Here is a 20,395-nt window from a genome sequence, read left to right as displayed (position 1 = left end):
GGAACCGCCCGAACCTTCGTATAAAGGGCACGGGGGTGCCTGCCCGGCGCCCCCGTGCGCTCAGGAGGTACGGGACATGCGCCACACGGCTCCGGAAGGCCGAGGCCCGGTGCGCTACGGCCCTCCCGCGCCCGACGCGGGACTGCCCGTCCTCCCCGGGCTCGCCGCCCTCCTCGCCGCCGCGGCTGGAAGGGCCGCCCCCGAGCCCCCCGGCGGCGGCCCCGTCCTGCGGGAGGCGGCGGCCGGCTACTGGTGGCGCCGCGGCCTGCGGACGCACGCCGAGGACGTCGTCGCGGCCCCCGGCGCCCCCACCCTCCTCCTCGCCCTGATCGCCGCGCACGGCGGCGACCTCCTGCTGCCCCGCCCGTGCCCCGCCTGGTGGACCCCGCAGGCCCGTCTCCTCGGCCGCCCCGCCTACCACGTGCCCACCCCCGCCGAATGCGGCGGCGTCCCCGACCCGTACGCCCTCCTGGAGACCGTCCGGCGGGTCCGCGCCGAGGGCGGCGACCCCCGGGTCCTGCTGCTCTCCGTCGCCGACGACCCCACCGCCACCGTCGCCCCGCCCGAGATCGTCCGGGAGGCCTGCGAGGCCGCCGTCGCCGAGGGGCTCCACATCGTCAGCGACGAGACCTGGCGCGACACCCTCCACCACTCGCACGACACCGTGCTCCTCAGCCCCGCCGAGATGTGCCCGGACGACGTCACCGTCATCGGCGACCTCGGCGGCGCCCTCCTCACCCCGGCCGCCTGGCCCTGCGCCGTCGCCCGCTTCCCGCCCACCGATCCGTCCCGCGCCGACCGCTGGACCGACCGCAGGGCCCGCGTCCTCGACGTCCTCACCGCCCTCGGCGCCGTGATCCCGGGACCCCTCGCCCCCGCCGCCGCCCACGCCCTCGACGAACCCGAGGACATGACCGTACGGGCCCGGCGCGCGGCCACCGTCCACGGCCGGCTCGCCGCCGCCGCGCACCGCACCGCCCTCGCCGCCGGGGCCCTCTCCCGGCCGCCGCAGGCGGGGCGTCATCTGTACGTGGATCTGGGCCGGTTGAGGTCGGGACTCGCCGCCCGCGGCGTCACCGACTCCCTGGAGCTGGAGAGCCATCTGACCGCCCGGCTCGGCGCCCCCGTCCCCGGCGGCCACCGCTTCGGCGACGAACTCGGCGCCCTGCGCGTGCGGTTCGGCACCGAGATGTTCCTGGGTGTCACCGAGGAGGAGCGCGCCGCGACCCTCGGGTCCCGCAACCCCGAGGAACTCCCGCATGTGACAAGCGCGTTGACGGACTTCGGAGGAGCCCTGGAGGAACTCCGGTGAACGATCCCTCCCCTCCTTCCCGCCCGCCCCGCCCCGTCCACCCCGCCCACCCCGGCCGAGCCGCGCAGAACGGAGCCCGCAGATGACCGAACGGACGGCACACCCCGCCCGGGCCGGACAGGCCCCGTACTCCTCCGATCCCACCGCGGCCCCCGCTCCCGCCCCGCATCCCGCACAGACGCCCGCCCCGCCTCCCCCCTCCGTGCTCCAGCCGATCGGCCGGCTGCGCGCGGACTGGCCCCGGACCTTCGTCGACCGGCTCACCGCCCCGCTCCCCGGTGTCCGTGCCATGGCGAGACTGGCCCGTGAGGGCGCCGTCCGCCCGCGCCCCGAAGGCCTCCGTGACATCCCCCTGCTCCCCTTCGAGCCGGGGCCGCTGCCGCCCGCCGGGCCCGACACGTTCGCCGTCACCTGGGCGGGACACGCCAGTTGGATCCTGCGCCTCGGCGGACTCACCGTCCTCACCGACCCCGTCTGGTCCCGCCGCATCTTCGGCACCCCGGCCCGGCTCACCCCGGTCGGGGTCCGCTGGGAGGACCTGCCGCCCGTCGATGCCGTCGTCATCAGCCACAACCACTTCGACCACCTCGACGCCCCCACACTGAGACGACTGCCCCGGCACACCCCGGTGTTCGTCCCGGCCGGGCTCGGACGCTGGTTCGCCCGCCGCGGGTTCGGCCGCGTGACCGAGCTCGACTGGTGGGAGGCGGCCGAACTGGACGGCGTGCGCTTCGACTTCGTCCCGGCCCATCACTGGTCCAAGCGCACGCTCCTGGACACCTGCCGCTCCCTGTGGGGCGGTTGGGTGCTCACCGACCCGGCGGGGCGCCGCGTCCACTTCGCGGGAGACACGGGGTACGGCCACTGGTTCGCCGAGATCGGCCGCCGCTTCCCCGGCATCGACCTGTCGCTGCTGCCGATCGGGGCCTACGACCCGCGCTGGTGGCTCAGCGACGTCCACACGGACCCGGAGGAGGCCGTCCGCGCCCACCAGGACCTGGGCGCACGACGGATGGCCCCCATGCACTGGGCGACCTTCGTCCTGTCCTCCGAACCCGTCCTGGAACCGCTCACCCGGGTCAGAGCCGCCTGGGACAAGGCCGGGCTGCCCCGCGAGGACCTGTGGGACCTCCCGGTCGGCGCCTCACGGGTGCTCGCGCCCTGAGGCACCCGAAGCACCTGAGGCACCCGTGGCGCCCGGCGTACCCGAAGCACCAGAGGCGCCCGACGTACCCGAAGCTCCCGACGTACCCGACGTACCCGACGTACCCGACGTGCCCGAGGTGTCCTGCGGCCCCGCCGTCCGCCCGGAAGATCCCCGCATCCGCCGCCACAGCGCCGGGATCGCGCTGAGCAGCAGCGTGAGACCCACCGCCGCCACGACCCCCTGCCACGGTTCCGGGAAGAGCGAACCGCCCAGGATCCCGATCAGCTGGTACGTCGCCGCCCACGCGAGGCACGCCGCCGCGTCCCCCCGCGCGAAGCGCCGCAGCGGCATCTGCGCGAGCAGACACGCCAGCATCACCGGGATCCGCCCCGCAGGCACCAGCCGGGACAGCACGAGCACCGACACCTGATGGCTGTCGAGCCGCTCCTGCGCCTGCGCGAGCCGCTCCGGCGTCACCCGGCCCCGCAGCGCGGCCAGCCACCGCGAGCCGTTGCGCGACCGGACCCCGCGCTGCCCGAGCCAGTACAGCGCGATGTCCCCGAGGAACGCGGCGAACGCCGCCACCAGGAAGACGTAGAGCAGCGACAGCGGTGACGTCTGGTGGAAGGCGACCACCGCCGCCGAACTGACGATGGCGCCCGTCGGCACGATCGGCACCAGCGCGCCCAGCGCCACGAGCAGGAACAGCGAGGGGTAGCCGACCGCCTGCTGCGTCGACTCGGGCGGCAGCTCGCGCACGGCCCCGGCGAGCCGGACGAGACCGTCCATCACCGCGCGACCTCCGGCCGCACCCGCTCGCCGTGGGCGAGCAGGTGCACCGCCACCTTCGGCGCGAGCCGCGCCGCGTGCCGGACGAACTCGTCCCCCGGCGCGTGGAACTCGTGCGGCCGGACCCCGTCGAGCCCGATCGGCCAGTACGTGCCGAAGTGCACGGGCACCGCGGCGGCGGGCGAGAGCGCGGCGAGCGCCTGGGCGGCCCGGCCCGCGTCGAGGTGCCCGTGCCCGAGGTACGGCCCCCAGCCGCCGACCGGCAGCAGCGCCACGTCCACCGGACCCACCGCCTCCGCCATCCCGTCGAAGAGACCCGTGTCCCCGGCGAAGTACGTCCGCGCCTCGCCCTCGACGACGTACCCGAGCGCGGGGGAGCGGTGCGGCCCGACCGGCAGCCGCCGCCCGTCGTGGAGCGCCGGCACGACCCGTACCGTCACGCCCTCGACCGTCACCGTGTCGCCCGGCTCGACCTCGGTCAGCCGCAGCCCGTTCCCGTCGAGCTTGCGCAGCCCCGGTACGGCGGCGGGCGCCCCGCGGGGCACGACGACCCGGGTCCCCGGCGCGAGCCGGGCCAGCGAGGGCAGGTGCAGATGGTCGGCGTGCAGGTGCGAGACGAGGACGGCCTCGGCGCGTACGGCCTCGGGCGGGGGCAGGGCGCCGCGCCTCCGTCGCAGGTGCGCGAACCGCCGCGCGAACAGCGGGTCGGTGAGGAAGCGGACCCCGGAGTCCTCGACCGTGCAGGTCGCGTGACCCCACCAGGTGACCTCCACCGGCATGCCGCCTTCCGTTCTCCGCCTACCGTCCTTCGGGGCTCCGGCCGCCGCGCCCTGATGTCCGCGACCGTTCCGTAACTCCGTAACGAGGGTAAATGTCCGGAGCGTGCTCCGGAGGATGTTCGGCCGTCCCGTTCCCCAGTAGGGTCGGTCCATGGACGACGTTCGGGTGGCGGCGATCGCCAGCCTCACCCCGCTCGAAGAGCTGGACAGCGACCCTTTCCTGGTGGACACGCGCGGCCAGCACGAGCTGTGCGCGCGCTGGGCCGTCGACAAGGGGTACGTGCTCGCCCGCCGGCTCCTCTTCTACGGCATCCGTCCCGACCACGCGGCCCTGTGGGAGGACGTGGAGGCGGGTGAGGTCGACCTGTTCGTCGCCGCCAACGAACGGGTCCTCGCCCGCGCGCTGACCTCGGTGCCGGGCTTCCGCGCCGAGTGCGAGCGCCGCGGGGTGCGGGTCGAGACGGTCGGCCTCGACGAACCGGCGTACGACACGGCGGCCAAGGCCGGCGTGCACCGCCGGCTCTCCATGCCCACCGCCGGCTACGACGGCTCGTGACCGTCGCCGGCTACGACGACTCGGCTCGTGACCACCGCGGGCTACGACGACTCGCTCGTGACCGCCGCCGCGTACGACGGCTCCTGACCCTTCCGTACCGTGCGGCGCGCGAGGGTGCGACCTGACACACCCGGGCCGTCCGCCGTCACCCGTTTTCCGTCTTGACCGTGGGCGTTGTGCCACGCTTGAGGCAGGAAACGGGCGAAAGGTGAATCGGGCGTGGGAGACGGGCGATGGGGTGGCGCCGGCCGCTGGCGGACCGCGAGTGCCACGGTGATGCGGATGATCGTGGTCTGGGCGGTGTCCACCCTCACCATGCTCGTCCTCGCCGGACTGCTGCCCGACTTCGAGCTCCAGTCCGCCGACGGCGACAGCATGACGAGAACGGCCGTCACCGCGGCCACCGCCGCGGGCGCCTTCGGTCTGCTCGGCGCGCTCGTGTGGCCGGTGATCGTCCGCGCCCTCCTCCTCGTCCCGGCGCTCGTCCTCGGCCTGCTCGTCTTCTTCCTCAACGGCTCGCTGCTGCTCGTCGCGCTCTGGCTGATCCCCGACGGGCGCGGCGCCGCCGACCCCGAGACGGCCGTCGTGGTCGCCGCCGTCATGTCCGCCGTCGCCTCCGCGACCTCCACGGCCCTCGCCGTCCGCGACGACGACGCCTACCGCCGCCGCCTCTACCGGCTCACCGGCCGCACCCGGCCCCGCGACCCCGACGACGCGTCGGAGGCCGTCCCCGGCACCGTCTTCCTCCAGCTCGACGGCGTCGGCCACCACGTGCTGCGCGCCGCCGTCGCCGACGGGCTCATGCCGACCGTCGCCGGCTGGCTCGACACCGGCCACCGGCTCACCCCCTGGCGCACCGACTGGTCCAGCCAGACCGGCGCCAGCCAGCTCGGCATCCTGCACGGCTCCAACGAGGACGTGCCCGCCTTCCGCTGGTACGAGAAGGACACCGGCCGGCTCATGGTGTCCAACCGCCCCGCGAGCGCCGTGGAGCTCCAGCGGCGGGCCGTGCGCCGCACCGGCGACGGCGGGCTGCTCACCTTCGACGGAGCCTCCCGCGGCAACCTCTTCAGCGGCGGCGCCGACCAGCTCGCCCTGGTCCTGTCGATGGCCGCCCGGCGCGGCCGCCGCAACCGCTCCCGCGCCGGCTACTTCGCGTACTTCTCCGACCCGGCCAACGCCGTCCGCACCGCCGGCTCGCTCGTCACCGAGTGCGTCCGCGAGATGTGCCAGTCCACCCGGGCGCTGCTGCGCAGCGAGACCCCGAGGGTCTCGCGCGGCGGCACGTACCCCTTCGTCCGCGCCTTCGCGACGGTCGTCGAGCGGGACGTGGTGGTCTCCGCCGTGATGGGGGACATGCTGGCCGGGCGGACCGCGGTCTACGCCGACCTCGTCGCGTACGACGAGGTGGCCCACCACTCCGGACCGCACGGCCGGGACACCGACCAGGTCCTGCGCCGCCTCGACCGTGCGATCGCGCTGATCGAGACCGTCGCCGAGCACGCTCCGCGCCCGTACCGGATCGTGCTCCTCTCCGACCACGGGCAGAGCCCGGGCGAGACCTTCGAGTCGGCGTACGGCCTCTCGCTCAAGGAGCTCGTACGGGCCGGGTGCGGGCTGCCGGTGCCGCGCCGCGTCCGCCGCACCCGCAGCGGTTCGGAGGCGCGCGACGCGGCCAGGGACGCGCTGCGCAGCGCCCTGCACCGGCCGCTGGACGAGAGCGGCGAGACGGCGCGCGAGCTGCCCGCCAAGCCCTCCGAGCCGGTCGTCCTCGCCTCCGGAAACCTCGGTCTGATCTCCTTCCCCGACGTGCCGCACCGGATGACCCGCGAGGAGATCGACCGGCGCCACCCGGCGCTCCTGCGGACCCTCGCCCATCACCCGGGCGTCGGCTTCGTGCTCGTGGCGAGTGCCGAGCACGGCTCGCTCGTCCTCGCCCGCGACGGGGTGGAGGTGCCGGTCGCCGAGCTCGCCGACGAGGGGCCGCTGGCCGTCTTCGGGCGGGGCGCGGCGGACGCCGTGCGCCGTACGGACGGCTTCCCGCACGTCGCGGACATCATGGTCAACTCGATGTACGACCCGGCGACCGGCACCGTGCACGCCTTCGAGGAGCAGATCGGCTCGCACGGCGGGCTCGGCGGCGAGCAGTCGCACCCCTTCCTGCTGTCCCCGCCGGAGCTGTCGGCGCCGGTCGGCGCGGGGGAGGAGCTGGTCGGCGCGGAGCGGATCCACCGGGTGCTGCGGCGCTGGCTGCGTGAGTCGGCGGGCCCGCAGGTGCCGCTGGGGCCGGTGGGACCGCTGGGACCGGCGCTGGAGATTTCCCCGCCCCCGCATCGATCGGAATCAGATCTTCCGGTTGATGACGGGGTCGTACAGGACAAAAACCGCTGATTTGGACGCTTGTTCGTCGTTACCGGACGATGTCCGCGCTTGTACGACGGAAGGCGCACCACCCCATGAGCACGGCCACAACTCCACAGACCGGACCCGGCACGGACACCGCTCCCCCCGCGAACAGACACGCCCGCCGCTTCGGACTCCCCGTCGCGACCGCGCTCGTCATGGGGAACATCATCGGCGGCGGCATCTTCCTGCTCCCCGCCTCCGTCGCCCCCTACGGCACGATCAGCCTCGTCGCCTTCGGCGTCCTCACCCTCGGCGCGATCGCCCTCGCCCTCGTCTTCGGCCGCCTCGCCCGGCGCCTCCCGATGACCGGCGGACCCTACGTGTACGCCCGCGAGGCCTTCGGCGACTTCGCCGGATTCCTGGCGGCCTGGTCGTACTGGATCACCACCTGGGTCTCCAACGCCGCCCTCGCCGTCGCCGCCGTCGGCTACCTCGACGTCCTGATCCCCGTCCACGAGTCGAAGGCCGCCACCATTGCCGCCGCCCTCGCCCTCCAGTGGCTCCCGGCCCTCGCCAACCTCGCCGGCACCCGGTACGTCGGCGCCGTGCAGCTCGTCGCGACCGTCCTCAAGTTCGTGCCGCTGCTGCTCGTCGCCGTCGGCGGACTCTTCTTCTTCGACAGCGCCAACCTCGGCCCCTTCCGGGCGAGCGAGGGCAGCGCCCTCGGCGCGGTCTCCGCCTCCGCCGCGATCCTGCTCTTCAGCTACCTCGGCGTCGAGTCCGCCGCCGTCAGCGCGGGCGAGGTCCGCGACCCCCGGCGCAACGTCGGCCGCGCCACCATCCTCGGCACGCTCGGCGCCGCCACGATCTACCTCCTCGGCACCCTCTCCGTCTTCGGCACCGTCCCCCACGACCGGCTCGTCGACTCCTCCGCCCCCTTCTCGGACACCGTGAACGTCATGTTCGGCGGCTCCTGGGGCGGCACCGCCATCGCCTGCATGGCGCTCGTCTCGATGGTCGGCGCGCTCAACGGCTGGACGCTGCTCAGCGCCCAGACCCCGTACGCGGCGGCCCGCGACGGACTCTTCCCGAAGGCCTTCGCCCACAAGCGGCGCGGCGTCCCGACGGTCGGCGTCGCCGTGACCGTCGTCCTCGCCTCCCTGCTCACCGTCTACAACTACACGGCCGGCACGCAGGGCGTCTTCGAGACCCTCGTCCTCGTCACGACCTTCACCGCCACCGTCCCGTACCTCCTCTCCACCGCCGCGCAGATCCACTTCCTGCTCTCCGGCCAGGCCGACCGCGTCCACCGCCCCCGGCTCGTCCGCGACGCCGTCCTCGCCCTCGCCGCCTTCGGTTTCTCCCTCTGGCTCGTCGCCGGCTCCGGCTACGCCGCCGTCTACCAGGGCGTCCTGTTCCTCTTCGCCGGCGTGCTCGTGTACGCGTGGATGTCGGCCCGCAAGCAGCGCGCGGCGGCAGGGGAGGCCGAGGCCCGGCCGTGACCGCCCGCGCGGCCGGTGCGGTGAATCAGGGGCCCCGGACGTAGGCCGCCCGGGCGGATCTCGGCCCCGGACCGCCGCGCGCCCACCCCGGCGGGGCATGACGGATCTCCGTGAGCCCCGTGCCCGAGCCGACCGCGGAACCCGCCACCCCGGCGGGCCGCCGGACGCGCCCCGCGCAGGGCGCGCGCCGGTGGATCGCGCTCCTCCTCGTCCTCACCGCCCTCTTCGGCGCGGGCGCCGCCCACGCCCTTCCCGGCGGCGCCGAACTCCGCGCCGCCGCCGCGGGCCCGACCCCCGACACGGGCGGCGAGACGTGCGAACCGGCCGCCGCCGAGGCCGGGCTCCCCGGCCGGACCCGGCGGCACCGCACGCGCCTCCGGCCCGCCCCGGCGCGCCGCCGCCCCCGTACCGCCCGGCGCTCCCGTACCACCGGCCCCGCTCCCGTACCCGCCCCGCGTGGCGACGCGCCCCGGCGCGAGGTGATGCGCTGCTGAGAGGCCCGCACCTCCCGGCAGCACGCCCCTACATCACACCCCCCCGCGAGGAGTTCCGCCATGCCCGTCGACCCGTACGCCGTCCTCCAGGCCCTGCTGCGCGCCGAGGCCTCCCGCGCCCAGCGCGCCGACCGCCGCTCCGCCGAGCCCGCCGAACCGGCGCCCGCCCCGGTGACCGAGCCTCCCGTCCCCCGGGAGGACCCCGCCCGCTGACCGCGCGGACCCGGCCACGGGCCGCGCTGACCCCGGCCACGGGCCGACGCGGACCCCGGGCACGGCTGGGCGCTGACCCCGGCCACCGGCCGGCGCGGACCCCGGCGGGAATTCGATTTGCGGACCGGTGTACGGACGTACGAGGCTGATCCGATGACCTCGACCGACCGGAACACCAGCCCCGATCGGTCCGCCGGACCCGCGTCCGGCCCGGGCCCCGACACCACGACGGCCACGGACCCCCGCACCACCGGCGCCACGAACCGGGCCGCCGCCCGGCTCCTCGCCTTCGCGCGGCGCCCCTACTGGGACCGCCCCGACCCCTCGTACCGCATCCGCCGCTGGCCCGACCTCACCGCGCTCTGCTTAGCCACCGTCTTCTTCTGGTCGAGCCTCACCCCCTCCCTCGTGCCCCGCCCCTGGTTCCTCCAGGGGATCGTCGGCGGCATCACCGCCGCCATCGGCTACGCCCTCGGCTCCACCCTCGCCTGGCTCTTCCGCGTCCTCGTGCGCCGCCGCCCCGGCGAGCGGATCCGCACCCGCTGCTGGCAGGCGTACTGGCTGCTCAGCCCGGTCCTCGCCGTCTGGCTCATCTCCGAGAGCGCCCGGATGCAGCGTCAGCTCCGGGTCCTCCAGGACCTCCCGCCGACCCTCACCTGGCACACGCCGATGATCGCGCTGATCGCCCTCGGCCTCCTCATCGCCGCGCTCCTCGTCGCCCGCTCCGTACGCCTCGGGGCCGTCACCCTGATCCGGTTCCTCGGCCGGCTCCTGCCGCGCCCCGTCGCCTTCGCCGTCGGCGCGGCCCTCTCCGCCCTCGTCGTCCTCGTCGGCGTCCGCGACGTCGTCTTCGACCGGGGCGTCGTCGACCTCGCCGACCGCATCGCAGAGGCCACCAACGGCGGCACCAAGGACGGCATCCGGCGCCCCGCGTCCCGCCACGTCTCCGGCGGCCCCGGCTCGCTCATCCCCTGGCGGGACCTCGGCTACCAGGGCCGCAACTTCACCGGCTCCACGCCCACCCGCTCCGCCCTCACCGCCTGGACCGGCCGGCCCGCCCGCGAACCGGTCCGCGTCTACATACCCTCCGCGCTGCCCGCCGCCTTCGCGGACGACCGCCCCTTCGCCGCCCAGGCCCGCCTCGCCGTCCGCGAACTCGAACGGACCGGCGCCTTCGACCGGGCCGTCCTCGCCGTCGCCGGGACCACCGGGACCGGCTGGATAGACCCGAACGTCGCCGAGGCCCTGGAGTACATGTACGGCGGCGACACCGCGATCGTCGCCGTCCAGTACTCGTACCTCCCGAGCTGGGTCTCCTTCCTCGTCGACAAGGAGAAGGCCGGACAGGCCACCCGGGCCCTCCTCGACGCCGTCCGCGCCCGCCTCGACGCCCTCCCCGCCGACCGGCGCCCGAAGCTCGTCGTCACCGGGGAGAGCCTCGGCGCCTACGCCGTCGAAGCCTCCTTCGGCACCGCCGACGCACTCCTCGCCGGAACCGACGGCGCCCTCCTGATGGGCGCCCCGCACTTCTCCCCGATCTCCCGCGAGATCCGCCGCGACCGCGACCCCGGCAGCCCCGTCTGGCGCCCCGAGTACCGCGGCGGCGCCCACATCCGCTTCGCGCAGTTCCCCGGCACCGACCTCGAACGCCCCGCCGCCGCCTGGGAACGGCCGCGCGCGGTCTACCTCCAGAACGCCTCCGACCCCGTCGTCTGGTGGTCGCCCGAACTGCTCCTCGACCGCCCCGAGTGGCTCGACGAGCCGCTCGGCCCCGACGTCACGCCCGAGATCGGCTGGTTCCCCTTCGTCGCCTTCTGGCAGACCTCCGTGGACATGACCGTCTCCTACGGCGTCGACGCCCCGCACGGCCACCGGTACGGGGCCGGCGCCGTCGACGGCTGGGCGGCGGTCCTGCCGCCGCCCGACTGGACCGCCGCCGACACGACCCGCCTGCGCGCCTTCATCCGCCACCGCAAGGCCGCCTACTGAACGGCCCCGTCGGGACACCCCCGTGCGGCCCTGTCAGGTCAGCACCGTGCGGCCCCGTCAGGTCAGCACCGTGAACGCGTGCGTCGTCAGCGCCCGTTCGAGCCGCTCCCGCAGGCGCTCCGCCGTCGACTCCAGGCGCGCCCGCTCGCCCACCGGCAGCGAGAAGCCGACCGCCGAGTGGGCCCCGCCCACCGTGATCGGCACCGCCGCGCACACCGTGCCGAGGACGTACTCCTCCCGTTCGAGGACCGGCGCCCCCCGCCGTAACCCGGCGAGCCGGCTCAGGAGCCCCTCCTCGTCCCGGACCGTGCGCGGGGTCAGCCGGACCACCGGCCGCCGGGCCAGATAGGTGCGGCGGGCCTCCGGGGACAGCTGGGCGAGCAGGCACTGGCCGAGCGCGTGGGCGTGCGCGCTCGTCCGGAAGTCCGCCCACTCCTCGACCGCCCGGTGCTCCGGACTCTCCGCCGAGGCCACCACCCGCACCTCCCCGTCGGCCAAGTCCGCGTAGTACACGGGCGCGCCGAGCTCGTCCCGCAGCACCCCCAGCCACTCGGCGAGCCGCAGACCGGGCCCGGGCCCGGGACCGGGACCCGGCCCCGGCCCCCGGGCGGAGAGCCCGGGCACGGCGGGTCCGAGCCGGAACGTCCCGCGCTCGCGCCGCAGATAGCCGTCGTGCACCAGGGTCCGCAGGAGGTGGTACGTGGTCGGCAGCGGCATCCGCGTCTCGCGGGCGAGCCGCTTGGCGGTGATCTCGCCGTGCTCTGCGACCGTTTCGAGCAGAACGAGCGCACGGCGTACGGAACTTATGAGGGTGGGCGTGGAGGGGGCCATGGGCCCAGTCTGCCGAGCACCCCGCCCGTCCGGCCGCCGGTGGCCGGAGCCTTGTTCGATCGACTCGTACGGGTGCGGCGAACCGTCACTTTCCTCCAACAGGACGGACCCCGGGGGCGGTTACGCCTCCGCCGCCGTGAGGACCGCCGGGGCCCGCCGGCCGTGCAGCGCGACGAGGACCGCCGTCGTGGTGGCGAGGACCGCGAGCGCCGGCAGGGCCGGGACGAGCCCGACGAGCGGGCCCGCCGCGAGGCAGCCGACCCCGCCGACGGCCAGGGCGGTCGGCCGCCGGCCCGTCGTGCGCAGCACGATCGCGGCGGCGCCGAGCAGGAAGACGCCGACGCCTCCGGTCAGGGACCAGGCGACGACCCCGTGCAGGGGCTCGGCGAGGCCGTAGTGACCGGTGTCGGCGACCTGCGTGAGGACCTTCTTCATGCCGAGCGCGCAGAGCACGACGCCCGCGACCAGCGGCAGATGGAGGAAGGTGTAGACGTCCCGGGCGAAGCGGGTGCGGTCGTCGCCGTCGAGCCCGGCGAGCCGGTGCTCGGCGGCCTCGCCGAGCTGCCGGAAGTACAGCCGCCACAGCCCGGCCGCGAGCAGCAGCCCGGCGGCCGAGGCGCCGAGGACGGCGAAGGTCAGCGGGAAGCCGGAGACCCCGACGCCCATCGCCACGATGGACTCGCCGAGCGCGATGATCACGATCAGGCCGTGGCGTTCGGCGAAGTGCCCGGGGGAGTTGACCCGCCAGCCGGAGGACCCGGTGACCCAGATGGCGCCGTAGTCGACGGCCACCGCGCCGATCCACAGCAGGAGTTGGACGCGGCCGCTGTACGCGCTGCCGATCAGCAGCAGGACGAGGGGCGGCAGTACGGACACCAGAGCCGTACGGCGCAGCGTGGCGCGCAGCACCGGATCCCCGGGGCTGGAGACCCAGTACGAGGCCAGGTGCAGGACGCGCACCGCGCCGTAGCAGAGGACGAACACCAGCGGGGCCGAGAGCCCGCCGGGCGCGTCGGCGAAGACCTCGGGCACGGCGAGCGACACGATCAGGACGACGGCCATGACGGTGACGAGGACGGCGAACACGCCGCCGGAGTCGGCCCGTACGACGTTCCCCAGCCACGCGAAGCAGCACCAGCACCACCAGAGCAGCGCGAGCACGACCATCCCGCCGACCACCTGCACCGGGGTGGGACGCGCCGCCATCAGGGCGGTGACCTGCGTGATCGCGTACACGAACACCAGGTCGAAGAAGAGTTCCGCGGGTGTCACCTTGTGGTCGTCCCCGGTGGCCACCACGCGGGCCCGTTCCCTGTTCCATGCCATGAGTCGTCTCCCCCTCCGGGGGACCGGTCTCGGCCACCCCGGCGCGAAGACTACTCACGCCGGGGACACGGCGACACGCCTGTCCGAAGTCCGGCACGACGCCCGCCGTCACCCCCGCCGCACCGCCGGCATGACCCCGGGCATTACCTCGCGGGTAATCGACCCCTCCGCTGCCGCGCGGCATGCTCATGAACACCGGAACCCGGGCGGCGCACTCCGCTCGGGCTCCGGGCCCACCACCAGCACGAACGTCCCCCATGGAGGGTGATCCGCCATGTCCCAGGCCCTGCTGACCGGTCTCGCTCGCACCACCCGGCCCCAGACCGCCCTGCGCCGCTTCCTCGCCCTCGACGCCGTCGTCACCGGGGCCAACGGGCTCGCCTACCTCGCGGCCTCCGGTCCCCTCGGCGAGCTCCTCGGCATCGACGCGGCCCTGCTGCTCGAACTCGGCGTCTTCCTCACGGCGTACGCCGCCGGGGTCGCCTGGCTCGCGAGCCGCCAGCAGCCCCCGGCCCTCGGCATCAAGCTCGTCGTCGACCTCAACGTCCTCTGGGCCGTCCTGAGTGTCGTCGCCCTCTTCACCTGGCTGGAGCCGACCACCGCCGGGCTCCTGTGGACGCCGATGCAGGCGGTGACCGTCGCCGGGTTCGCCCTGCTCCAGTGGACCGCCCTGCGCGCCGGCACGGCTACTCGCTGAGCGCCGCCGCCAGGGATTGCTGGAGGTACGCGACCGTCTCCGCGTCGGCCGGGAGCAGCATCTCGATGGCCAGCTCGGCGACGGTCACGTCCATCGGCGTGTTGAACGTCGAGATCGACGACACGAACGACAGGATCCGCCCGTCGTGCTCGATCCGCATCGGCAGCGCGATGTACGGATACGGCTCCGCGTCGGGCTCGCTCTCCTCCTCCGCGCCCGGCGGCAGCGGATACGCCGCCACCTCCTCGTACAACTCGCGCAGCGCCTCCGACCGGGCCAGGGCGATCTGCCGCTCCATCTGGGCCAGCAGATGCCCCCGCCACTCCCGCAGGTTCCGGATCCGCGGAGCGAGGCCCTCGGGGTGGAGCGTCAGCCGCATCGCGTTCAGCGGCGCGGCCAGCAGATGCTCCGGCAGCCCGTCGAGGAGCAGCCCGATGCCCCGGTTGGCCGCCACCACCGTGTACGAGCCGTCCACCACGAACGCCGGATACGGCTCGTATCCCTGCAACAGCCGCTCGATGCCCTCCCGGAGCACCTCCAGGTGCGGGGCGCCGAGCGGCGTCTCCGTGTACCGGGGGGCGTACCCGGCGGCGAGCAGCAGCGCGTTCTGATCCCGTACCGGCACGTCCAGGTGCTCGGCGAGCCGGAGGATCATCTCCTCGCTCGGCCGGGAACGGCCCGTCTCCACGAAGGAGATGTGCCGCGCCGAGGAATCGGCCCGCAGCGCGAGCTCCAGCTGACTCAGCCGCCGCCGCTCACGCCAACCGCGCAGCAGCGGCCCTACCCCCGTGTCGCTCACGACAGTTGTCATGGCCAGACGGTATCCCAGAGGGGGACCCGGGTAGCTTCCCCGGGGGACCCTGTCCGTCACCGCGCACCACTGACCGGAGGGAGCACCACCGTGCCCACACAGCCGCTGTCGCAGAAGGAGATCGAGGACCGACTGCGGGAGCTCCCCGGGTGGTCCGTCGAAGGCGACCGTCTCTCCCGCACCTACCGGCTCGGCGACCACTTCGCCGCGACCGCCCTCGTCGTGCACGTGGCCCAGATCCAGCAGGAGCTCGGCCACCACTCCGACCTGACCCTCGGCTACAACACCGTGGCCCTGTCCGTGAACACCCACTCCGCCGGCGGGGCCGTCACCGAGAAGGACTTCGCGCTCGCGGAGCGGGTCGAGGTGATCGCCCCCGGCCACGGCGCCAACTGACCTGAGATCACCCGCTCTTCCGTCCGTATGATCATCGGCATGGCGGACACCGTGCTGGACTACGAGGCCGAGGCGGCGCACTACGACCGGACCCGTGGAGGCGTGCCCCGCGCCGAGGCCGCGGCCGGGGCCGTGCTGCGCCTCGTGCCGGCCGGTGCCCGCACGCTCCTCGACCTCGCCTGCGGCACCGGCCTGGTGACCGAGCGCCTCACCAGGACCGGGCTGCGCGTGTACGGGGCCGACGCCGCCCACGCGATGCTGCGGACGGCCGCCGGGCGCCTGCCGGGACGGACCGTCCGCGCCGACGCCCGGCGGCTTCCGCTGCCCGACGCCTCGCTGGACGCCGTCTCCGCCGTCTGGCTGCTGCACCTCGTCCCCTTCGCGCCGGAGATCGTCGCCGAGGCGGCCCGCGTCCTGCGCCCCGGCGGCGTCCTGATCGCCACCGTCGACAAGGACGCGGCCCACGACGTCGGCAGTGACATCGACGAGATCCTCCGCCCCCTCCGCTCGGCGGCCTCCGCCTCCGACCGCTCGGACCTGATCACCCCTCACGCCGCCGCCCACGGTCTCGACCCCGCCCCCGGCACCGACTTCACGGGCCACGGCCAGGGCGGCACCCCGCGCGACACCGTACGGAAGCTGCGCAGCGGCTACTTCGCGTCCTGGTTCGACGGCGACACGGCGTCCGCCGACTCGCTCGCCGCCGCCCTCGGGGCCCTCCCGGACCAGGACCGCCCGCGCGCCGACCCCCGCTACCGGCTGGCCCGCTTCGTCAGGCGCGGCTGAAGCCCAGCACCCGGTCGGTCACCCACGCGGGCTCGGAACCTCCGGTGGCCCGCCCTCGGACCCCGGACGCGCCTCAGGCTCTGGGAGCACCTCAGGCCTCCGGACCGCCCCAGGCCTCCGCCGCGAACGTCGCGAACGTGCGCGGCTCGCGGCCCAGGATCCGCTTCACCCCGTCCGTCGCCGACGCGTTGTGACCGTCGAGCAGCGTCGCGAACAGGGCCGCGAGCCACTCGGCCTCCGGCGCCGGGAGACCGAACCCCGTGAGGAGCCCCGCGTACTCCGCCTCCGGCACCGCCTCGTAGACCACCGGGCGACCCGAGACGCGCGAGATCTCCGCGGCCACCTCCGCGAAGGACACCGGCCGCGGCCCCGTCACCTCGTGCACCCGCCCCGCGTGCCCCTCCGCCGTCAGCGTCTCCACGACCACGTCCGCCAGGTCGTCCGCGTCGATGAACGGCTCCGCCGTGTCACCCGCGGGGAAGACCAGCGCCCCCGCCGCGACACCCTCCGCGAGCAGGCCCTCGGAGAAGTTCTGCGCGAAGAACGAGGCCCGTACGACGGTCAGTCCGACCCCGCCGGCCGCCTCCCGCAGCGCCTCCTCCGCCACGACCGCCTCGGGCTCCCCGCGCCCGGACAGCAGCGTCAGGTGCCGTACCCCGCTCTCGGCCGCGAGCCGGCCGAAGGTGCTCATCGCCTCGGTCGCGCCGGGGGCGGCGAGGTCCGGGTAGTAGGCCACGTACGCGGCGTCCGCGCCCCGCAGCGCCGGACCCCAGGTCTCCGGGGCCTCCCAGTCGAAGGGGGTCGTTCCGGTACGGGACCCGGCGCGGACCGTCGCCCCGAGCGCCCCGAGCCGCTCGGCCACGCGCCGCCCGGTCTTGCCGGAGGCGCTCGTCACGAGGACCGTCCGGGTGCTGCGGGCCTGGTCGTTCTGCGTGTTGTTCGTGTGCGTCGTCATGTCTCAAGACTCCCGCCCGCGGCCCCTGCCGCCCATGCTCCGCCGTCTCATCCGCCTACGCCTCCGTCTCACCCGCCCGGAAGCCCTGCCCGTACCCTTGCGAACCATGGACGCACTCGCCGGACTCCTCGACGGGCCCCGTGCCAAGGGCGCCTTCCTGCTCCGCATGATCATGGAGCCGCCGTGGTCCGTGCGCATCGAGGACGGCGCGCCCCTCTGCCTCATGTGCGTCACCGAGGGCGAGGCCTGGATCGTCCCCGACACCGGTGAACCCGTCCTCCTGCGGCCCGGGGACATCGCCATCGCCCGCGGCCCGGATCCGTACACCGTCGCCGACGCGCCCGACGCACCGCCCCGCGCCCGGATCGGCCCCGACGGCTGCTGCACCACCCTGACCGGGGAGCCGCTCGCCCAGACCATGCGCCTGGGCGTCCGGACCTGGGGCAACGCCCCGGACGGGGGCAACACCCTCCTCGTCGGCACCTACCGGATGGACGGCGAGGTCGGCCGTCGGCTGCTCGACGCCCTGCCCGCCCTCCTCCACATCCCCGCCGACGTGTGGACCTGTCCGCTGATGCCCTTCCTCGACGAGGAGATCGCCCGCGACGAACCCGGCCAGACCGTTGTCCTCGACCGGGTCCTCGACCTGCTGCTCATCGCCGTCGTCCGCGCCTGGTTCTCCCGGCCCGGAGCCGAGGCGCCCGCCTGGTACAAGGCCATGGGCGACCCGGTCGTCGGCCGGGCGCTCCGGCTCCTCCAGAACGACCCCGCCCACCCCTGGACCGTCGCCTCGCTCGCGGCGAAGTCGGGCGTGTCCCGGGCCGCGCTCGCCCGGCGCTTCGCCGAGCTCGTCGGCGAGACCCCGATGGCGTATCTGACGGGCTGGCGGCTCGCGCTCGCCGCCGACCTGCTGCGCGAGACGGACGCCACCGTCGAGGCGGTCGCCCGGCAGGTCGGCTACAGCGGCGCGTTCGCCCTGAGCGCCGCCTTCAAGCGGGTGCGCGGCCTCAGCCCGCAGGAACACCGCGCACGCGACTGAGCGACAGGGCCCCGGCTCTTCGCCAGGCCCCCGGTTCTTTGCCAGGGTCCCTGCTCTTCGCCAGGGCCCCGGCTCTTTGCCAGACCGGCAACATTTCTCGCGTTTTCCGCCGTCCCGTCGCACCCTGGGACCATGAGTCAGCACCGCGCATCCCACCAGGGCCACGACCACGGGCAGGACCACGGTCACGGGCACGGCCACCACCACGACGGTACGCACCAGGACGGCACCCACCTGGACTGGAACCAGATCGGTCCGCTCCTGGAACGGCAGGCCGAGGTCGCGAGCTCCGCCTACGCCGAGGCCGCCGCCTGGCTCGGCACCCTCGCCCCCGTCTGCGGCATCCGGCGCGTCCTCGACATCGGCAGCGGTCCCGGCGTCGTCACCGGCCTGCTCGCGGAGGCCTTCCCGGTCGCCGAGACCGTCGCCGTCGACGGCACCCCCGAACTCCTCGTACGGGCCCGCGACCGCGCCGAGTCCCGCGGCCTCGGCGCCCGGGTCTCCACCCTCCACGCCGAACTCCCCGAGGCCATCGGCACCCTCGGCGAGGCCGACCTCGTCTGGGCCGGCAACTCCCTGCACCACATCGGGGACCAGCGGGCCGCGCTCGCGGAGTTCGCCGGCATCCTGCGCCCCGGCGGCCTGATCGCGCTCGTCGAGGGCGGCCTGCCCACCCGTCACCTGCCCTGGCACATCGGCATCGGCCGACCGGGCCTCGAAGCCCGCCTCGACGCCGCCTACGCCGACCGGTTCGCCGAGATGCGCGCCGGAACGCCCGGCTCCGTCGACGAGCCCGACGACTGGCGGGCGCTCCTCGCCGCCGCGGGACTCACCCCCGCCGGCACCCGCACCTTCCTCACGGACGTCCCCGCGCCCGTCTCCCCGGTCGTCCGCGAACTGGCCGTCCTGCACTACCAGCGCGTGCGCGAGAGCTTCGGCGACCGGATCGACGCGGACGACCGCAAGACGCTCGACCGGCTTCTCGACCCGGCCGACGAGAGGTCCCTGCACCACCGCACGGACCTCTTCCACCTCACGGCCCGCACCGTCCACACCGCCCGCAAGGGCTGACGGCCCGGGCCGCGGCACGCGTCAGGACACCGGCTCCAACCGCCACCACTGGGACGGGGAGTCGGTGTCCTCCCACTGCCGTACGGACGCGCCGGTCTCCGGCGAGCCGTCCGCGACCTCCAGGTAGAGACCGCTGACGAAGCTCACCAGCGCCACCGTGCCCGGCGACTGGAGGTCCTGCTCGATGATCCACTCCTGCGCGCCGAAGTTGTTCGGCTTCCACTGCTGGATCAGCGCGCCGTTCTCCGTGGACGCGTTCATGACGTCGAGCCGCTTCCCGCTGGCCGCGTTGACCAGGTGGTAGAGCCCGCCGCCGTTCGGCACGGGCGTGATGTGCCACTGCTGCCCCGGGGTGCCGCTCTCGGAACCCTGCTGCACCTTGGCGCCGCTGCGGGCCGACCCCTCGAAGATCTCCATCAGCAGCCCGCTCGCCATGTTCCGTATCTGGTAGAGGCCCTGCTCGACCGGCGCCGGGGCACCACTCACTGTTCGTTCCCCTTCACTCACGCGCCGACGTGGAACTCCGCCGGGTCCGGCCCGATGCGGCGGTTCTCGTCGAGGGCGGCGATCGCCGCCAGGTCCTCCGGGTCGAGCACGAAGTCGAAGACGTCGATGTTCTCGCGGATGCGCGAGGGGGTCACCGACTTCGGGATCACCACGTTCCCCAGCTGGAGGTGCCAGCGCAGCACCACCTGGGCCGGCGTCCGCTCGTGCTTCCGCGCGATCGCCACGATCGCCGGAACCTCCAGGAGCCCCTTGCCCTGACCGAGCGGCGACCACGCCTCCGTCGCGATGCCGTGCCGGGCGTGCGCCTCGCGCGAGGCCGTCTGCTGGAGCTGCGGGTGGAGCTCGATCTGGTTGACGGCGGGCACGACCGACGTCTCGCCGATCAGCCGCTCCAGGTGCTCGGGCAGGAAGTTCGAGACGCCGATCGCCCGCGCCCGTCCGTCCGCGTGGATCTTCTCGAACGCGCGGTACGTGTCGACGTACGCGTCCTTCGACGGCAGCGGCCAGTGGATCAGGTACAGGTCGACGTGGTCGAGGCCCAGCTTGTCGAGCGAGGCGTCGAAGGCGCGCATCGTCGCGTCGTAACCCTGCTCGCTGTTCCACAGCTTCGTGGTGACGAACAGCTCCTCGCGCGGGATCCCCGAGGCGGCGACGGCCTGCCCGGTGCCCCGCTCGTTCTGGTAGATCGCGGCGGTGTCGATCGAGCGGTAGCCGGCCTCCAGGGCCGTGGCCACGGCCGTCGCGGCCTCGTCGTCCGGCACCTGCCACACGCCGAAGCCCAGCTGCGGCATCGGCACGCCGTTGTTCAGGGTGAGGGAGGGGACCTTGTTGTCCGTGCTCACGTGCGCT

At 74.7% G+C, this 20,395-nt stretch carries 20 protein-coding genes and 1 pseudogene; 13 read left to right on the top strand and 8 right to left on the bottom strand.

Going from position 1 to position 20,395, the window contains the following annotated elements; all coding sequences use genetic code 11:
* The first annotated feature begins 76 nt into the window (after positions 1-76).
* Positions 77-1,312, top strand: coding sequence for an aminotransferase class I/II-fold pyridoxal phosphate-dependent enzyme (locus tag ACZ6K0_RS35675; protein ID WP_469235397.1), 1,236 nt, complete (start codon positions 77-79; stop codon positions 1,310-1,312).
* 82 nt (positions 1,313-1,394) lie between these two features.
* Positions 1,395-2,477, top strand: coding sequence for an MBL fold metallo-hydrolase (locus ACZ6K0_RS35670; RefSeq protein ID WP_469235395.1), 1,083 nt, complete (start codon positions 1,395-1,397; stop codon positions 2,475-2,477).
* 129 nt (positions 2,478-2,606) lie between these two features.
* Here ACZ6K0_RS35670 and ACZ6K0_RS35665 read toward each other — a convergent pair.
* Both ACZ6K0_RS35665 and ACZ6K0_RS35660 read right to left on the bottom strand, forming a co-directional pair.
* Positions 2,607-3,248: pseudogene (locus ACZ6K0_RS35665) on the bottom strand (DedA family protein); the annotation flags it as partial.
* The gene (locus ACZ6K0_RS35660; RefSeq protein ID WP_376407715.1) at positions 3,248-4,027 is read right to left on the bottom strand and encodes an MBL fold metallo-hydrolase; all 780 of its coding nucleotides are present in this window, start codon (positions 4,025-4,027) and stop codon (positions 3,248-3,250) included. The pseudogene ACZ6K0_RS35665 and the gene ACZ6K0_RS35660, both read right to left, overlap by 1 nt.
* 151 nt (positions 4,028-4,178) lie before the next feature.
* On the opposite strand from ACZ6K0_RS35660, the gene ACZ6K0_RS35655 reads away from it, so the two are divergent.
* The 6 genes from ACZ6K0_RS35655 to ACZ6K0_RS35630 all read left to right on the top strand — a co-directional run bounded on the left by ACZ6K0_RS35655 (position 4,179) and on the right by ACZ6K0_RS35630 (position 11,127).
* Positions 4,179-4,583: a recombinase family protein gene (locus ACZ6K0_RS35655; protein ID WP_056647192.1), complete on the top strand. Its 405-nt coding sequence runs from the start codon at positions 4,179-4,181 to the stop codon at positions 4,581-4,583.
* Between the two features lie 276 nt (positions 4,584-4,859).
* A complete protein-coding gene (locus ACZ6K0_RS35650) occupies positions 4,860-6,974 on the top strand; it encodes a phage holin family protein (RefSeq protein ID WP_469235476.1) in 2,115 nt (704 codons plus the stop codon).
* Between the two features lie 65 nt (positions 6,975-7,039).
* Positions 7,040-8,431 (top strand): amino acid permease, encoded by a 1,392-nt coding sequence (locus ACZ6K0_RS35645; protein ID WP_469235393.1) that lies wholly within the window; start codon positions 7,040-7,042, stop codon positions 8,429-8,431.
* Positions 8,432-8,550: 119 nt separating this feature from the next.
* Positions 8,551-8,925 carry a hypothetical protein gene (locus ACZ6K0_RS35640; protein ID WP_469235391.1) on the top strand — a complete coding sequence of 125 codons (375 nt, stop codon included), beginning with the start codon at positions 8,551-8,553 and terminating at the stop codon, positions 8,923-8,925.
* A gap of 60 nt (positions 8,926-8,985) precedes the next feature.
* The gene (locus tag ACZ6K0_RS35635) at positions 8,986-9,138 is read left to right on the top strand and encodes a hypothetical protein (RefSeq protein ID WP_376407709.1); all 153 of its coding nucleotides are present in this window, start codon (positions 8,986-8,988) and stop codon (positions 9,136-9,138) included.
* Positions 9,139-9,291: 153 nt separating this feature from the next.
* Positions 9,292-11,127: an alpha/beta hydrolase gene (locus ACZ6K0_RS35630; RefSeq protein ID WP_469235389.1), complete on the top strand. Its 1,836-nt coding sequence runs from the start codon at positions 9,292-9,294 to the stop codon at positions 11,125-11,127.
* Between the two features lie 57 nt (positions 11,128-11,184).
* Here the strand turns inward: ACZ6K0_RS35630 and ACZ6K0_RS35625 are convergent, their stop codons facing one another.
* Together ACZ6K0_RS35625 and ACZ6K0_RS35620 are read right to left on the bottom strand one after the other, a co-directional pair.
* A complete protein-coding gene (locus ACZ6K0_RS35625) occupies positions 11,185-11,958 on the bottom strand; it encodes an IclR family transcriptional regulator (RefSeq protein ID WP_376407705.1) in 774 nt (257 codons plus the stop codon).
* 120 nt (positions 11,959-12,078) lie between these two features.
* Positions 12,079-13,284, bottom strand: coding sequence for a low temperature requirement protein A (locus ACZ6K0_RS35620; RefSeq protein ID WP_376407703.1), 1,206 nt, complete (start codon positions 13,282-13,284; stop codon positions 12,079-12,081).
* A 274-nt stretch (positions 13,285-13,558) separates the two neighbouring features.
* Here ACZ6K0_RS35620 and ACZ6K0_RS35615 point away from each other — a divergent pair, with 274 nt between their 5' ends.
* Positions 13,559-13,981 (top strand): hypothetical protein, encoded by a 423-nt coding sequence (locus tag ACZ6K0_RS35615; RefSeq protein WP_469235387.1) that lies wholly within the window; start codon positions 13,559-13,561, stop codon positions 13,979-13,981.
* Here ACZ6K0_RS35615 and ACZ6K0_RS35610 read toward each other — a convergent pair.
* A complete protein-coding gene (locus ACZ6K0_RS35610; protein WP_376407699.1) occupies positions 13,971-14,792 on the bottom strand; it encodes a helix-turn-helix domain-containing protein in 822 nt (273 codons plus the stop codon). The two genes, ACZ6K0_RS35615 and ACZ6K0_RS35610, sit on opposite strands and share 11 nt — an antisense overlap.
* 90 nt (positions 14,793-14,882) lie before the next feature.
* Here ACZ6K0_RS35610 and ACZ6K0_RS35605 point away from each other — a divergent pair, with 90 nt between their 5' ends.
* Both ACZ6K0_RS35605 and ACZ6K0_RS35600 read left to right on the top strand, forming a co-directional pair.
* Entirely contained in the window at positions 14,883-15,188 is a 306-nt protein-coding gene (locus ACZ6K0_RS35605) for a 4a-hydroxytetrahydrobiopterin dehydratase (RefSeq protein WP_376407697.1), read from the top strand.
* Between the two features lie 39 nt (positions 15,189-15,227).
* Positions 15,228-15,974 (top strand): class I SAM-dependent methyltransferase, encoded by a 747-nt coding sequence (locus tag ACZ6K0_RS35600; RefSeq protein WP_469235384.1) that lies wholly within the window; start codon positions 15,228-15,230, stop codon positions 15,972-15,974.
* Between the two features lie 91 nt (positions 15,975-16,065).
* Here ACZ6K0_RS35600 and ACZ6K0_RS35595 read toward each other — a convergent pair whose 3' ends face one another.
* Positions 16,066-16,929: an NmrA family NAD(P)-binding protein gene (locus ACZ6K0_RS35595; RefSeq protein WP_469235382.1), complete on the bottom strand. Its 864-nt coding sequence runs from the start codon at positions 16,927-16,929 to the stop codon at positions 16,066-16,068.
* A gap of 106 nt (positions 16,930-17,035) precedes the next feature.
* On the opposite strand from ACZ6K0_RS35595, the gene ACZ6K0_RS35590 reads away from it, so the two are divergent.
* A complete protein-coding gene (locus ACZ6K0_RS35590; RefSeq protein ID WP_376407691.1) occupies positions 17,036-17,968 on the top strand; it encodes an AraC family transcriptional regulator in 933 nt (310 codons plus the stop codon).
* Positions 17,969-18,100: 132 nt separating this feature from the next.
* Complete coding sequence (locus tag ACZ6K0_RS35585) at positions 18,101-19,039, top strand: class I SAM-dependent methyltransferase (RefSeq protein WP_469235381.1); 939 nt, start codon at positions 18,101-18,103, stop codon at positions 19,037-19,039.
* Between the two features lie 21 nt (positions 19,040-19,060).
* Here ACZ6K0_RS35585 and ACZ6K0_RS35580 read toward each other — a convergent pair whose 3' ends face one another.
* Together ACZ6K0_RS35580 and ACZ6K0_RS35575 are read right to left on the bottom strand one after the other, a co-directional pair.
* Positions 19,061-19,525, bottom strand: coding sequence for an RICIN domain-containing protein (locus tag ACZ6K0_RS35580; RefSeq protein WP_376407686.1), 465 nt, complete (start codon positions 19,523-19,525; stop codon positions 19,061-19,063).
* A 17-nt stretch (positions 19,526-19,542) separates the two neighbouring features.
* Complete coding sequence (locus ACZ6K0_RS35575) at positions 19,543-20,337, bottom strand: aldo/keto reductase (RefSeq protein WP_376408009.1); 795 nt, start codon at positions 20,335-20,337, stop codon at positions 19,543-19,545.
* Positions 20,338-20,395: the final 58 nt, after the last annotated feature.

The organism is Streptomyces sp. NPDC042346 (assembly GCF_055581845.1).
Note: the sequence above shows the minus strand (reverse complement) of the source record. Positions and strands in the feature narration are given on the sequence as shown.